Below are 14,379 nucleotides of genomic sequence, written 5' to 3' on the forward strand. Positions count from 1 at the left end.
TTAATGCTCTTTTGACTACCCCAGCAGTATTCGCTGCGAACCAGTATCCTATTCGGCTATTTGCCACTTAACAATCTACTATTAGTTTCTTTTTAATTCTTACTGACTTTTCCCTCTACTTTTCAGATGAATACTAGTTAAATTGTATATATAGGTGTAAAACTGCAATATCCTATTTCATCACACCTCTTTTTCATTTCCTCCCATATTTTTTCTTTCTTTATAGATTCTATTGCTGTTGGATATAAAATATAATTTTCTTTAAATATGTGATCTCTTAAATTAAATATAATATATTTTGCTGTATCATTAACTCTTTCTTTAAATTCATTAAATCTTAATTTAGAAACCTCTTCAGCTGTTTTAATTAAAAACTTTTTCTTGGCTCTTAAATCATCATGTTCCATTCTCATAATTCTTGTTGGACCAGTAATACCTCTATCCTCCATCTCAGCAAATAATACCTGTTCTTCTCTTTGGTGATGGCTTTCTGCATCTAATATATTAGATGCAACAGTTTTTAATGCTTCAAATTCTTCTAAACTATTATCATAGCTATTTAGTTTTTGAATTTTGAAATTAATCTCTTCTAGTTCTGTTAAAAACTCAAGAATTTTGTCATGTTCAGCAATAAGTGTATGCACAACATGACCTGGCTCAATTTTTGTTTTAATTTTATCAAGTTCGCCTTTTAAAACATCCATATGAATATCGCATAAGTGTCTTAAATCTTGTGGATTCATTCCTTTTTCTATTAAATTTTGTTCTGCTATTGAAAGCTCAATAGGATTTATATTTGAAACAATATCTAAAGCTTCTTTTCTTAAACTCTCTGTAACTCCTGCCTCATTTAATTTTTGTAAAACTTCAGTTAATTTTTCTATCTTTTTATTATCCATTTTTAATTCTCCTTTATTAATTATTTTTTAATTCGTAAAGTCTTGGAAACAGTATATTGCTTTCCAAATGTATATGTTGAAATATATCCGATTCCATTTCTTGTAATTTAGAATAAGTTAATTTATAAGTAGTACATCCATTAGCTGGAACATCATAATCATTAGTTATTTCTCTTAATTCTTTAAGTATATTTCCAGCTCCGACGTGTTCATCTTGCAATTGATTAATTATATTTATTGCTTTATCTAAATCTTCTTCACTATTACTTTTTAAATATGCATTAATTGCTGGATATTGAATTGTCTCTTCTTCTATTAAATGAGCTTCTAATTCCATCTTAACAGTATGAAATAACTTATGAACTCTTGAAAGCTCTGGATGTTTTTCTCCATGAACCCTTAATATTTTAGTTGTTAGTTCACTTATTTTAGGAAGGTTCTCATAAAGATAAGCATGATGTACATTTACTATCTGATCAACTAATTCATCAAGGGGTGCTTCCACCCAATTTCTATCTTTTGAGTAAAGATCATTTTTTAATTTCTCATAGGTATCATTTATTCTTTCTAATAGTTCTGTTTCATTGACCCCTTGCTCTTTTATAGCTGTAATTAATGGCCTATCTCCACCGCAGCAAAAATCAATTTTACATTCTTTAAATATATCTGCTGCCTTTGGAAACTTCGTTACTATATCACCTATTTTTTGATTACTATTAAATTTATTCATTTATTCCTCCTAAATTGTATATTTAAAACAATCTTTTATTGATTTCATTATTTGCTTTTTCTTTAACTTATGACTTTATTATAGCTTTATTGATTTTAATAATATGTGATTCAAATCAAATGCAAACCAGCTAAATAAAAAATAAAATTCACTATTACTATCAATGTAATAAGGCATATCAAAATAAATAACAAATCAGTGTGCTAATCTATTGCGGGTCTACTTCGTCAGCAAATCTAGTCAATAGCTCACCATTAACTAAATTCACCTCCTTGTTTGACGCACAATATATCTCGTCTTTGACTTGTTATTTTCTTTAATATGCCTAATGGACTCTTGATTTATATATAATTTTTTAAACCTTCTTCATCTAAAATTATAATAATTTTTGTTCCTACTATTTTTATTAATTTTTCATCTTCAAATTTCTTTAGCTTTCTACTTATAGTTTCTCGTGTAACTCCAATAAAATTCGCCATTTCTTCACGTGATAATGGTAATTCTATGGATATATTTTTTTCTATATTCTCTCCATATTTCTCCATTAAGTCTGTTAACAAATAAGCCATTCTCGAATCTACATCATTAGTTGCAAGATTCTGAACAAGACTTTCTACCTTCGACAATCTTTCCCCTACAGTTTCTAATACTTTTATTCCAATCTCCGGATTTTTCATCATTATCTCTTTCATTTCATCTTTAGTTAGTGTGCATATTTTTGAGTCGATTATTGCTTTGGAATTAAATCCATACTTAGATGGTTTTATAAGCTCCAATTCTCCAAAAAAGTCTCCTTCTGAAAGTACATGCAATATCTGTTCTTTACCATCCTTAGTATATTTATATAATTTTATCTTTCCTTCATTTATAAAAAAAAGTGTATTAGCCACATTTCCCTCTGTGAAAACAACATCGCCTTTAGCATATTCTTTATGATTAATAGTCTTTACAATTTTTAGTAATTCTTCATTGTTTAAATTTTCAAATATTGGAACCTTACTTGCACAAAGTTCCCCTCTGCAATTATTACAACAGTTACCGCAATTATTATTCATTGCATCATCCTCCTTTATTAATTTACTAAACGTTGATACTAAAGTTTAAAAATAAATCCTAGCTACAATTTCGCAGCTAGGATTCTATATTGTAAATAATATTGTAGATTATAAATAGGGTGGATATTTGTTGTACATTATTTAATAATACTATTTTTTAAGCTTCCATAAACATCTTCATATCATCTTCAACATTTGTGATTCCACCAATTCCAAAGTTATCAACCAATACTTTCGCAACATTTGGTGAAAGGAATGCTGGAAGTGTTGGTCCTAAGTGAATGTTTTTAACTCCTAAGTGTAATAATGATAATAATACTATTACAGCTTTTTGTTCATACCAAGCTATGTTGTATGATATAGGTAATTCATTTACACTCTTTAAGCCAAATACTTCTTGAAGTTTAAGTGCTATAACAACTAATGAATATGAATCATTACATTGCCCTGCATCTAATACTCTTGGAATTCCTCCAATGTCACCTAAATTCAATTTGTTATATTTATATTTAGCACAACCTGCAGTTAATATTACAGTATCTTTTGGTAATTTTGTTGCAAATTCTGCATAATAATCTCTTGATTTTGCTCTTCCGTCACAACCTGCCATCACAAAGAATCTCTTTATAGCACCAGTTTTAACAGCATCTACAACTTTATCAGCTAATGCTAAAACTTGATTATGAGCAAATCCACCAACTATTTGTCCTTTTTCTATTTCTGTAGGTGCTTTGCATTTCTTAGCCATTTCTATAACCTTTGAAAAATCTTTTGTACCATCAGCCTTGGCTTCTATATGAGCACATCCTGGCATTCCTGTAGCACCTGTTGTAAATAATCTATTCTTGTAAGAATCCTTTGGTATAACTATACAGTTAGTAGTCATAACAATTGGACCATTAAATTTTTCAAATTCTTCTTTTTGCTTCCACCATGCATTTCCGTAGTTTCCTGCAAAGTGCTTATATTTCTTGAACTTTGGATAGTATTGTCCAGCAAGCATTTCCCCATGGGTATATACATCTACTCCAGTTTCCTCTGTTTGTTCAAGTAACATTTCTAAATCTTTCAAATCATGTCCTGAAATTAATATTCCTGGATTAGTTCTAACCCCAATATCTACAGTTGTTATTTCAGGATGTCCATATTTTTCAGTATTGGCCTTATCAAGTAATGCCATACCATCTACACCAAATTTACCTGCTTCTAATGTTAAAGCAACTAATTCATCAACTGTCAAACTGTCATCTAATGTAGCTGCTAATGCTTTAGCCATAAATCCATGAACCTCTTCATTGTTATAGCTTAAGTTCATAGCATGCTTCATGTAAGCAGATAATCCTTTTAATCCATAAGTGATAAGTTCTCTTAAACTTCTTATATCTTCATTTTCTGTTGAAAGTACTCCAACTTTTTCAGCTTTCGCATCAAATTCTATTGTATTATCAGCTGTCCATGTCGTTGCATCTGGCATTATCATTTCTGTAGTTTGCATTCCTAACACCTTTTTGAAGAATCCACCATTTACCTTTACTTCACCAACTTGTCCACCAGCCTTAACAACTTTAGCTTTTAAAGTTTCTCTTAGTTTTAAAGTTTCTCTTACTCTATCTAAAATAGAATCTCTATCAAAATTTGCATTTGTAATTGTTGTAAATAAATTTTCTGTTATATATTTATCTACAGTACCATCTACAACTCCAACTTTTCTTCCTTCGTTACTTACTATAGCTAGTCCTTTAGTTACATATATTAATAAATCTTGAGCTTTTGCTACATATTCATCTTTACCGCAAACTCCCACTTTAGTACATCCAGTACAACCTGCTGTTTCTTGACATTGATAACAAAACATTGACATATTATGTCCTCCTATTTTATCTTTTATTTTTATATAAAGTTTAATAATTCCTTTTTATTATTTCTTAACTTCGACAATTTAAAGTTTACTATATTCTTTTCATCATTTCTGTAACATACGTTACTATTTTAAAGTTAATAAATTTCTTTTTATTTCTATATATGAAAAAATAAAAAAGATACTTGATTCCTAGTATTCTGAATCAAATATCTCTTTCATCAAAGTTAAAGCTTAGTTTCGCAATAACACATAAATTTCAATCGTTCTATTTCAAAATTTGATTTCGCTAATATTTCTTTTTCTTTTATAGATTCTATGGCTGTAGTATATAAAATATAATTTATGAAATACATCTTATATTACCCTCTTACCATAAGATTCTAATTGTGTTTTTGTTTCTTCCAATTTTTTGTCTACAATGCTTGCCTCTTCTATATGATTTATTATAGTTTTTGATGTTATTTTTAATATTTCATCAACACTTATTATTTCTTTACTCATGCTTTCAATATGCTGTTTTTGATTTATTAAAATTTCCATTACTTCTCTTACTTCCTGCTCAACTTTTGCTATAGAAGATAAGCTTTCTTCTATTTTTTCTGCTGCATTTCCTGAAGCATTAACCCCTTTAGCAATAACTTCTTTAGATTTATCAGAATTATTTATAACACTCTTTGTTTCATCTTCTATATTGCCTATTAACTCAGAAATATCCTTAGTACTTTGTTTAGTCATTTCCGCTAGGTTTCTTATTTCACCTGCAACTATAGCAAAACCTTTTCCTTGCTCTCCTGCCCTTGCTGCTTCTATTGCGGCATTTAAAGCCAATAAATTTGTTTGATTTGCTATATTCGTTATTAACTGCACAACTTCATTAACTTTACTAAATCGTCTTGCCAATTCATTTATGTTTTCAGTATTATTTCTATTTTCATTCTCTAAAGACTTTACTATTTCTACAATTTCTTCAATAGCATTTTTCCCTTCATATGATTTTTTAACCGTATCTTTTGTAATTTCTATAAGATTATTCCCTTCTGAATATAATTTATCTGTCAAGCCATTAGTATTTTCTGTTAAACTAGAAATTTCACTCATATGTACCTTTACTTCATCTGCAAGCTTTCCTAAAACATCATGTTGATCATCTACCATGTGGTGCTGTTTTACAGTTTCGTTTAACAATTTGCTCATCTTCTGAAAAAAATTATTAGTTCCATCCTGTAATTGTTTTGTCTTCTTTATCGCTTCTTCACTATCCCTAACTTGCTTATTCTCTAAATCCTTAATTTTTTTATTTCTAAATATGTTCATTTTTTCCTCCTCAATTCCTCTCACTATCAAATATTCCTAAAATTTCCTTAGAATTATTTCCTAAATAGTATTAATATCTCATTTATTGACTTTATGCCTGTATGAATAAAAAATTATTATAATTAAAAACAGGTTTGTTACCATATTTTAAATTAAAATATCCAAAAAGAATGTGATTCAAATCATATTTCACTAAATTTTCACTTATTGTATACCAATGGGTTGACCAATATTATACATTCACTTGTTATATGCGTATAATTTCAAGGTAAAATAAAAAGGACGCCTCAGATTTTTAAGACATCCTTTTATCTATTGTAATTTAAGACAAGGTCCATGACCCGTAGCTATAAAATTAGGTTTTAACTGTCGCAAAGTTTGTTGTAACTGTTCCAGCTTATCAGAATCTGGAACCTGTTCTGGCAGAATACTATTTACTTCCATACTCCATTTTGATTCTTTTACTGTATCTATTTCTTTTCCCATAGCAAACATTAAATCACTACTAAAGAATATTCCACGTCTATTTTCAATTGTTAATAATCCATCCCAAAGATGCATTTCCGAAGGATAATCAATGAATTCTAATTCATAACTATCTGTAGTTAACTTTTCTCCAGCTTTTTTGGTAATAGTTTTTGCCTTAATTCCAAAACCTTTTAATTGACGCGCTGTAACTTCAGAACAAATTGTCTCAGCCTCAGGAAAATGTTCTAATATTACTGACAACCCACCACATTCATCTGCTTCAAAATGTGAAATAAAAATATATTTTAAATCTTTGCCATTAAGTGCTGCTTTAAGTTGTGGCAGCAAAGCTTCTGCCTGCATTACATTACCTGTATGTACTAATAATGGTTCATCACCTAATAACAAATATTGATGAAATGTAAGATTAATCTGCTGAATATAACTACTAAATTGGTGTAAATCATTATTTATAATCGCCATATAACTACCTCTTTTCTTTTTAAATATAATCTAAATCTGAAATCAATGAGCATCTTATTTTTTCGTAATTGCAATTCTCCATATTTCAGGCCCTTGCTCTAAGTATTCCCACTCAAAATGTTCTGGAAAATTCAATATAAACTGCTGATAAAGTGGACGAGGATCATGATCATTTATAAGTTCCATTGTTTCACCTAATATTAATTCCTCAAAAGCTTTAAAAATAATATCCTTCTTATGTCCTTTTTCATAGATTCTAATATCTAAACTTGCAGCGAAATTTGGCATAATTAATTCCTCCTTATACATTCTTTCAAATAGGAATAAATCCCTTACTTAATCAAATTTTATTAGTTGATAATATTATAACCATTGCTCTATATTTTTAGTGTGATTTATATCACTATATCAATATAATTTTCATTTTTTTATATCTAAAGATTTTAATTCTTCTATAAATGCATCCATTGCAGGTGTAACCCATTTATTTCTATGATACAAAATTTGCGTCATCATATTAAAATCACAATCAACTAAATCTAATTTTACTAAATTTCCTTTAGATAATTCATTTTCTACAGTCATAATAGGCAATAAAGTAATTCCTAGATTATTCATAACAAAACTTTTAATAGTTTCTATACTTCCTATCTCTAGAGCTAAATGAGGCTGCAAACATTCTTTATGAAACATTGATTCAAAAACGCTTCTATAGCTACATCCTTTTTCAGTAACAATTAACGATTCATCTGCAATGTCTCTTAGCGTTAGTTTAAATTTATCTTTTAATTTATTTAATGGAGATGCTAAAATTGCCATTTCTTCATCATAACACATACATGAAATTAAATCTGGATCCTTTATTAACTCACCTAATGTAAAAATTAAATCAACAGTATTATTTTTTAGCATGTTTTGTAAATCAGTACAAGTTCCTATTTTTATTATTACTTCTACTTTTGGATACTTAATATGAAAATCTTTAAGTAATTCTGGAAGCTTAACTGTACAAAGCGATTCAACAACACCAATTTTTAGTATTCCTTTTGGAGTGTCTCTATCATCTATTGCTTCTTTAGCTTCATTTGCAAGATTTATTATTTTTTCAGCATATTCAAGAAAAATTAAACCTTTCGAGGTTAGTTCCATATTCCTACCTATTCGTTCAAATAATTTAATTCCAAGTTCTTTTTCTAAAAGTTGAACTTGAGTCGTAATTGTAGATTGGGCATATCCAAGATTTTCTGCGGCTTTTAAGAAACTCTTCATTTCTGTAATTTTAGAAAATGTTATTAGCTGTCTAAGCTCCATTTTGTTTCCTCCATATAAATTCAGTTCAATATAATTGAACTGTATATTCAATTAATTCAATTTTACTAATATATAATGTTATGCTAATATAAAATCATTAAAAATTCAATCAGTTTTTCAAAAACATAAGGAGTGATTTTAAATTGGATATAAATATTGTTAATAATTTAGGTTTTTCAACAAAAGCGATACATGGCGGAAGTAGTAAAAATGATGTAGGTTCTGCTGCTACACCAATTTACCAAACATCTACCTTTATTTTTGATTCTGCAGAGCAAGGCGGAAAAATTTTTTCAGGAGCTGAAGATGGATATAGATATTCTAGATTTGGTAATCCAACAAATAAAGTCTTAGAAGAAAAACTTGCAATTCTCGAAGGTTCAGAAAGCTGTATTTCAGCGGCTTCTGGAATTGGAGCTATATCTACTGCATTATGGACAACTTTAAAATGCGGAGATCATGTAATATCATGTTCTACAATTTATGGGGATACTTCTGCTTTGTTAAATACTGGGTTAAAAAAATACGGTGTAGAAATTGATTTTGTAGATATGGCAGAGCCTGAAAATGTGCGTAAGGCTATGAAAAAAAACACAAGAGTTGTTTACATTGAAACACCAGCTAATCCGACTTTAAAAATCAGTGACATCAAGTCCATCTCAGAGATTGCTCATGAAAATAAAAATTGTATTGTTATGGTTGATAACACTTTTTGCACTCCTTATATACAAAGGCCACTTGAATTAGGTGCCGATGTTGTTTTACACTCTGGAACAAAGTTTTTAAATGGTCATGGAGATGTAGTTGCTGGCTTTATACTTGGTTCTGAAGATTTTATAAAGGAAGCAAGACTTGGAGTTCAAAAACTAACTGGTGCTATTTTAAGTCCTTTTGACTCATATTTAATAATAAGAGGATTAAAAACACTCCCACTAAGAATGGAAAAACATTGCGCCAATGCAATGGCTGTTTCTGAATTTTTAGAAAAACATCCAGCTGTGGAAAAAGTATATTATCCTGGCCTTAAGAGTTTCAATCAATACGATCTTGCTCAAAAACAAATGAGCTTATCTGGAGCAATAATTGCATTTGAGCTTGCTGGCGGAATAGAAAGCGGACGGACTTTAATGAATAATTTAAATATCTGCAGATTAGCCGTAAGCTTAGGTGATACAGAAACATTAATCCAACATCCAGCATCTATGAGTCATTCAGTATGCTCTAAAGAAGAAAGATTATCTGCTGGAATAAGTGACGGTCTTGTAAGGTTAGCTGTAGGTCTTGAAGATGCTAAAGATATAATTGAAGATTTGAGACAAGCTCTGGATTTAATAGCTAAGTGATTTACGCCACGGCACTAAGATCTTTTATATTATAAGATTAAATAGTTAAATAAAATAATTTACCTAGAAAATTTAAAATATCAATATCTGCCAGCATACATAATGCTGCTCATGCACAAATTAATGACCTTGCTTTCACTCCAGCAATAAAAAATATTGATGGAAATGAAGTAGTTGGCTTTCACGTATGGGTTGGAGGAGGACTTTCTGCTAGTCCTCATTAAAAAAATATGTGTTTAAGCACTTATCTCCTACTCCAAAGACTTTTATTGGATACACCATTTCTTGTACTGGAAAAGAATTTTGTAACTTAGCTATTGTTGAAACAAAGAAAAAAGCAAAACAAGTTATTGAATATCTTGATTCTAAAATAAAGTTAGATACACCAATTCGTATCCATTTTACTGGCTGCCCTAACTCTTGTGGTCAAAAACATATAGCTGATATTAGCTTGCAAGGCGCACTCATAAAAACTGACACTAGTTGTGATGAGGCTTTCACTATATGGCTTGGCGGTACTCTAAATAACACTGGAAAGTTTGCTGAAAATCTTAACTTACGTGTAAAATCAGATAGTGTACACTTAGTCATTGAAAAGATAGTGCTTTTCTTTAAAAATAATAAATTAGAAAATGAGGTCTTTAATGAATTTGTAAGCAGAATAGGAATTGATGAAATTAAGAAAAATATATAGATATGAAAGAAAAATTTTCATTCTTAAATAAAGTTCTAGAGATAACAATTAAAGAAATAAAACAAACATTGTAATAAAAAAAACGTGGATTCACCACATTTTTTTATTTGTACTTATAGATACCAAAATCATAATATAGACTTATGAACTATAAATTATTCTGCTATTAATTTTCCAAAATCTCTGCACTTGCCTTCATCATCACCTTCTGGAGATTCTTGAACTGTTAAGCCTTCACTTATTAATATAGCCCCATATGACTCCATTCTCTTTTCCCATTCTGTCATCCATTCACCATTGCCCCATCCCCATGAACCAAAAAGAGCAACTTTCTTTCCTTGAATATTTCCTTCTAATGATTTAACAAAAGGTTCCATTTCACTTTCATCTAATTCTTCTGATCCATAAGCTGAGCATCCTAAAATAAGTATTTCTTCATTATTAACATCATCAAGTGATGCATTAGAAACTTCAACTAATTCAGCTTTCTTCCCCTCTGATTGGATTCCTTCAAGAATTAAGTTGGCCATTTTTTCTGTATTTCCTGTTTGACTAAAATATATTATTTTCATATTTAAACCTCCTGAATTATACTATTTACTTCTTAAATTGTTTTTTTATTTAACTTCTGACATTATTATAACTTTATTTGTTTTTAAAAAATGTGATTGCAATCAAATCTCAATAAAATATTTTTTTCTTATATACTTTTAATTATTTATTGATAAATTTATTATAGTAGCCTTAGGCCTAGACATAGATTCAATTGAATATTTTATTCACCTCTCTGTTTCCACCTACAATTAAGTCAGCTCCTTTACCTTTTGCATCTTCTATTAATCCACTAACAAAATCTGCTGTTCTGGATACTTCTGATCTGCAGCTTTTTCTACCTTTAGCAATTTCCCTCATCATAAGTTCTGATAATTCATCTATATTTTCTAGTAAAATGTCTGATGCTTTATATAATATTTCTGCTCGTGCATTTATTGTTGTATTATTCCACTTTCTTTGAGCTTCTTTAACTGTTTTATATACAAGAAAATCTTCAAATCCCTTCCATTTATTTTTAGAATTTATCTTATTAGTACCTATCATTAAAATCCTCCTTATTTTTCTTTAGCTCTTTATTTTAATGTTTGTTTTTCTTGAACTTTATTTAATTCATGAGCTTATTATATCTTTGCTAAAATAAAAACAATATGATTTCAATCAAGTTTTAAAAAATGTAAATCATAAAATTATAATAATATAAGATACTAAACCCAATTTGTACTACATATTAAATTTATAATTATATACAACAAAAAAACTATCTCGAAAATTGTGAGATAGTTTTTATTTAAATTATTATTATCTACATTTGTACCCCTTGTTGCAAACAAGTTTTTAAATCATCATCTGGTTCACTTATAGGTCTTATGTTAAATGTATCAACTAAATATTGTAATACATTAGGACTTATAAATGCTGGAAGTGATGGTCCAAGGAAGATTCCTTTTACACCTAATGAAAGTAATGCTAAAAGGTCTGCGACTGCTTTTTGTTCATACCACGAAAGAATTATTGATAATGGTAATCCATTGACATCTGTATTAAAAGCATCTGCAAGCGCTGTTGCAATTCTTACTGCTGAATATGCATCATTACATTGACCTACATCTAATAATCTTGGAAGTCCAGCAACTTCTCCAAAGTCTAATTTGTTAAATCTATATTTTCCACATGCTAGTGTAAGGATAATACAATCTTTAGGAACCTTTTGAGCAAATTCAGTATAATAACTTCTTCCTGGCCTTGCACCATCACACCCACCAATTAAAATGTAAATTATGTTACTTGGAGCTCTTGGAAAAAAATAAGCAGAGAAAATTATGAAAAATTAGAAGCACTAGGAGTTTAACTCACTAGTTCTTCCAATTTTTAAAGCCTATCTATAATCCTAAATTTCTTCAATTTTACATCTATGTTCTTTACTTTTTGAATCATAACATATTGCCACTGCTAATACTTTTTTACCCTCATCTTCTCTTCTAAACTTTTCTACATATTCCTTTTTTCTAATTTGATCTATTGCTGCTTCTGGTAATTCATCTTTCTTGAGTTCAACTATGAAAGGAATATCTTTTTTTCTTCTTGGATGAAAAGTAAAATCTGCATAGCCTTTTCCTGTTTTCTCCTCACGTTCTACTCTATAGATATCTCTAGCTGAAATGTATGCTAAAGTTAAAACACATGAAAGGCTATTTTCGTCATTATATTGAAGTATTGGTATTTCTGAGTTATGAATATCATGCAATATTGCTTCAACAGTTTTTGTGTCACCTTTAACTGTTGCTTTTAGCATTTTCTTTGAATTTTCTATTATCTCTGAAACATATCCAAAAGATTTATCTCCTAAAGCCTTTTCAAATTCCTTCATAAGTTCTTTATTAGGAATCTTTAAGTATCCATCATGATACGATAAAAATCCAAGCACTATCATAGCAGAATATATTTCTTCTTTATTTCTCGGTACTCCTTGACCTGCTCTAAAATCTTCATCAATAGTTATATCAATCTCTTCCCCTGTAACCATTTCTATAACATCATCTCTAATTTCTAATATGTTATATTTAAGATATTCTGCAACTTCATCCATGGCTCCAGTATTAGTCCAATAACTTTCGCAGTAATTATTTTGAAGTGCTTTTACTACAGACCTTGGATTATATACTTTAATTCCTTTTGCCGTTAAATATCCATTGTACCAACTTTCTAATTCTTTAAAACTAATATTTTTATTTTTGTTGCAAAGTTTTATAACTTCATCTTCTGTAAATCCAAAATACTCATCAAAAGTTCTATCTTTTAAAAAAGTAAACTCATCAAACATATTAAGTGCTGAACCACTGGAATATTTCTTTATAGGAAGAACACCTGTCATATATGCTAAAGATACATAAGATTGATCCTTTAAAAGATTTCTTAAAAATTCCAAAAAGTCATTCTGATTTTCTTCAAAAAGATTATTAGAGAAAATATAGTCCCACTCATCAAATATAAAAATAAATTTATCTTTAGTATCATATAACATTGAAGATAAATTAAAATATTCATCCGGGATAATATGGGGATACTTTTGGGCTATATCTTTTTTTATAGTGTCTCTTATCATCTTAATATAATCATCATAAGTATTCCCGTTTTCAGATATTGCGTTAAAAGATATGCTAATTACATTATACTTATTTAAATGTTCCATATAAGTAGCAGCATTACTTATGTTAAGATTATCAAATACTTCTTTTGAATCTACTGCTTTAGAATAATAAGCTCCTATCATGTCAACAGCACTGGATTTTCCAAAACGTCTTGGTCTTGTTACACATATATATTTACTTTTTGTAGATATTCTTTGGTTAAGCAATGTTATCATAGAAGATTTATCTACAAAATACTCTTCATTTACAAGTTCCCTATAATTTTCAAATGGTTTATTAGTATTTAAATATATAGACAAAGTATCATCTCCCCTTACATTACTCATTTTCTTTGCTGCACCTAATAACTAAAATAATTATAACACAAGCCAATATATTCTTTAACCATCATTGCCTTTTTATTTCCTATTTAATCAAATTATCCTGTTTTTAATATCTTAATGTAAATTCAAATATGGCGTACTCTAATTATTCCAACAAAATTTCAAGTTGGATAAAAAAATATAGATTAACAATTACTGCTGCTAAAAAAGTTAATGTACATCATGTTACTTGTAGCTCTTGGAAAAAAATAAGCAAAAAAAATTGGAAACACTAGGAGTTTAGCTCACTAGTGTTTCTAATTTTTTAAAGTCTTTTACAGCTTGTCTATATATTATTTCTTCTGCCACCACTAATTGCAAATTTATAATTTCTTCATAATTACAAATCAGATGTTCACTCTCCTTGCCAAGCTTCTTTTTTATTTCATCAAATAAATAGTTTAGCTGCTCTTGGCATTCACAATATTTTTTATCTTTAGTAATAATATTATCGCCAACATCCTGAACTCTACCCTTAACCATACAATTATACACTTCATTAATATCTTTTAACATTTTAATTTTACCCCCTTCAGTAATATTATTTTTTTAACTGCTTCAATGTTATCACGTTTTAGAAAAACTTTTTTCCAATATTCTTCCCGATTTCTTCCTTATTTCTTTCATTACCATAAAGCCTTGATTTTACTAAGGTT

At 29.0% G+C, this 14,379-nt stretch carries 15 protein-coding genes and 1 pseudogene; 3 read left to right on the forward strand and 13 right to left on the reverse strand.

Annotated features, from left to right (window positions below; all coding sequences use genetic code 11):
• Positions 1-137 precede the first annotated feature (137 nt).
• The 8 genes from Ccar_RS17620 to Ccar_RS17655 all read right to left on the reverse strand — a co-directional run bounded on the left by Ccar_RS17620 (position 138) and on the right by Ccar_RS17655 (position 8,121).
• Complete coding sequence (locus Ccar_RS17620) at positions 138-899, reverse strand: DUF438 domain-containing protein (RefSeq protein WP_007060628.1); 762 nt, start codon at positions 897-899, stop codon at positions 138-140.
• A 16-nt stretch (positions 900-915) separates the two neighbouring features.
• Positions 916-1,629 carry an iron-sulfur cluster repair di-iron protein gene (gene ric / locus Ccar_RS17625; protein ID WP_007060627.1) on the reverse strand — a complete coding sequence of 238 codons (714 nt, stop codon included), beginning with the start codon at positions 1,627-1,629 and terminating at the stop codon, positions 916-918.
• Between the two features lie 341 nt (positions 1,630-1,970).
• Complete coding sequence (locus Ccar_RS17630; RefSeq protein ID WP_007060626.1) at positions 1,971-2,684, reverse strand: Crp/Fnr family transcriptional regulator; 714 nt, start codon at positions 2,682-2,684, stop codon at positions 1,971-1,973.
• A gap of 157 nt (positions 2,685-2,841) precedes the next feature.
• Positions 2,842-4,545, reverse strand: coding sequence for a hydroxylamine reductase (gene hcp / locus Ccar_RS17635; protein WP_007060625.1), 1,704 nt, complete (start codon positions 4,543-4,545; stop codon positions 2,842-2,844).
• A 354-nt stretch (positions 4,546-4,899) separates the two neighbouring features.
• A complete protein-coding gene (locus tag Ccar_RS17640) occupies positions 4,900-5,859 on the reverse strand; it encodes a methyl-accepting chemotaxis protein (protein ID WP_007060623.1) in 960 nt (319 codons plus the stop codon).
• 312 nt (positions 5,860-6,171) lie between these two features.
• Positions 6,172-6,810: an MBL fold metallo-hydrolase gene (locus Ccar_RS17645; protein WP_007060622.1), complete on the reverse strand. Its 639-nt coding sequence runs from the start codon at positions 6,808-6,810 to the stop codon at positions 6,172-6,174.
• 54 nt (positions 6,811-6,864) lie between these two features.
• Complete coding sequence (locus Ccar_RS17650; protein WP_007060621.1) at positions 6,865-7,098, reverse strand: DUF2249 domain-containing protein; 234 nt, start codon at positions 7,096-7,098, stop codon at positions 6,865-6,867.
• A 132-nt stretch (positions 7,099-7,230) separates the two neighbouring features.
• Positions 7,231-8,121 carry a LysR family transcriptional regulator gene (locus Ccar_RS17655; protein WP_007060620.1) on the reverse strand — a complete coding sequence of 297 codons (891 nt, stop codon included), beginning with the start codon at positions 8,119-8,121 and terminating at the stop codon, positions 7,231-7,233.
• Positions 8,122-8,270: 149 nt separating this feature from the next.
• On the opposite strand from Ccar_RS17655, the gene megL reads away from it, so the two are divergent.
• The 3 genes from megL (at position 8,271) to Ccar_RS17665 (ending at position 10,158) form a co-directional block, all read left to right on the forward strand.
• A complete protein-coding gene (megL, locus tag Ccar_RS17660) occupies positions 8,271-9,464 on the forward strand; it encodes a methionine gamma-lyase (RefSeq protein WP_416100837.1) in 1,194 nt (397 codons plus the stop codon).
• 95 nt (positions 9,465-9,559) lie between these two features.
• The gene (locus tag Ccar_RS26455; RefSeq protein WP_237737299.1) at positions 9,560-9,688 is read left to right on the forward strand and encodes a hypothetical protein; all 129 of its coding nucleotides are present in this window, start codon (positions 9,560-9,562) and stop codon (positions 9,686-9,688) included.
• Between the two features lie 8 nt (positions 9,689-9,696).
• The gene (locus tag Ccar_RS17665; RefSeq protein WP_007060618.1) at positions 9,697-10,158 is read left to right on the forward strand and encodes a nitrite reductase; all 462 of its coding nucleotides are present in this window, start codon (positions 9,697-9,699) and stop codon (positions 10,156-10,158) included.
• 155 nt (positions 10,159-10,313) lie between these two features.
• Here Ccar_RS17665 and Ccar_RS17670 read toward each other — a convergent pair whose 3' ends face one another.
• The 5 genes and pseudogenes from Ccar_RS17670 to Ccar_RS17690 all read right to left on the reverse strand — a co-directional run bounded on the left by Ccar_RS17670 (position 10,314) and on the right by Ccar_RS17690 (position 14,239).
• Positions 10,314-10,730, reverse strand: coding sequence for a flavodoxin (locus Ccar_RS17670; protein WP_007060617.1), 417 nt, complete (start codon positions 10,728-10,730; stop codon positions 10,314-10,316).
• Between the two features lie 190 nt (positions 10,731-10,920).
• Positions 10,921-11,256 carry an aldehyde dehydrogenase family protein gene (locus Ccar_RS17675; protein ID WP_007060616.1) on the reverse strand — a complete coding sequence of 112 codons (336 nt, stop codon included), beginning with the start codon at positions 11,254-11,256 and terminating at the stop codon, positions 10,921-10,923.
• A 259-nt stretch (positions 11,257-11,515) separates the two neighbouring features.
• Positions 11,516-11,986 (reverse strand): annotated as a pseudogene (locus Ccar_RS26460) (hydroxylamine reductase); the annotation flags it as partial.
• A 114-nt stretch (positions 11,987-12,100) separates the two neighbouring features.
• Entirely contained in the window at positions 12,101-13,687 is a 1,587-nt protein-coding gene (locus Ccar_RS17685; protein ID WP_007060614.1) for an AAA family ATPase, read from the reverse strand.
• 276 nt (positions 13,688-13,963) lie between these two features.
• Positions 13,964-14,239, reverse strand: coding sequence for a hypothetical protein (locus Ccar_RS17690; protein ID WP_007060613.1), 276 nt, complete (start codon positions 14,237-14,239; stop codon positions 13,964-13,966).
• Positions 14,240-14,379 lie beyond the last annotated feature (140 nt).

Source organism: Clostridium carboxidivorans P7, from assembly GCF_001038625.1.
Taxonomy (GTDB): Bacteria; Bacillota; Clostridia; order Clostridiales; family Clostridiaceae; genus Clostridium_AM; species Clostridium_AM carboxidivorans.

What these genes read in the sequence shown, in the direction of transcription:
- ric (WP_007060627.1), bottom strand. Translation starts at nt 1,629, where the DNA reads ATGAATAAATTTAATAGTAATCAAAAAATAGGTGATATAGTAACGAAG.
- Ccar_RS17620 (WP_007060628.1), bottom strand. Translation starts at nt 899, where the DNA reads ATGGATAATAAAAAGATAGAAAAATTAACTGAAGTTTTACAAAAATTA.
- Ccar_RS17690 (WP_007060613.1), bottom strand. Translation starts at nt 14,239, where the DNA reads ATGTTAAAAGATATTAATGAAGTGTATAATTGTATGGTTAAGGGTAGA.
- Ccar_RS17645 (WP_007060622.1), bottom strand. Translation starts at nt 6,810, where the DNA reads ATGGCGATTATAAATAATGATTTACACCAATTTAGTAGTTATATTCAG.
- Ccar_RS17670 (WP_007060617.1), bottom strand. Translation starts at nt 10,730, where the DNA reads ATGAAAATAATATATTTTAGTCAAACAGGAAATACAGAAAAAATGGCC.
- Ccar_RS17655 (WP_007060620.1), bottom strand. Translation starts at nt 8,121, where the DNA reads ATGGAGCTTAGACAGCTAATAACATTTTCTAAAATTACAGAAATGAAG.
- Ccar_RS17650 (WP_007060621.1), bottom strand. Translation starts at nt 7,098, where the DNA reads ATGCCAAATTTCGCTGCAAGTTTAGATATTAGAATCTATGAAAAAGGA.
- Ccar_RS17675 (WP_007060616.1), bottom strand. Translation starts at nt 11,256, where the DNA reads ATGATAGGTACTAATAAGATAAATTCTAAAAATAAATGGAAGGGATTT.
- hcp (WP_007060625.1), bottom strand. Translation starts at nt 4,545, where the DNA reads ATGTCAATGTTTTGTTATCAATGTCAAGAAACAGCAGGTTGTACTGGA.
- Ccar_RS17640 (WP_007060623.1), bottom strand. Translation starts at nt 5,859, where the DNA reads ATGAACATATTTAGAAATAAAAAAATTAAGGATTTAGAGAATAAGCAA.
- Ccar_RS17685 (WP_007060614.1), bottom strand. Translation starts at nt 13,687, where the DNA reads ATGAGTAATGTAAGGGGAGATGATACTTTGTCTATATATTTAAATACT.
- Ccar_RS17630 (WP_007060626.1), bottom strand. Translation starts at nt 2,684, where the DNA reads ATGAATAATAATTGCGGTAACTGTTGTAATAATTGCAGAGGGGAACTT.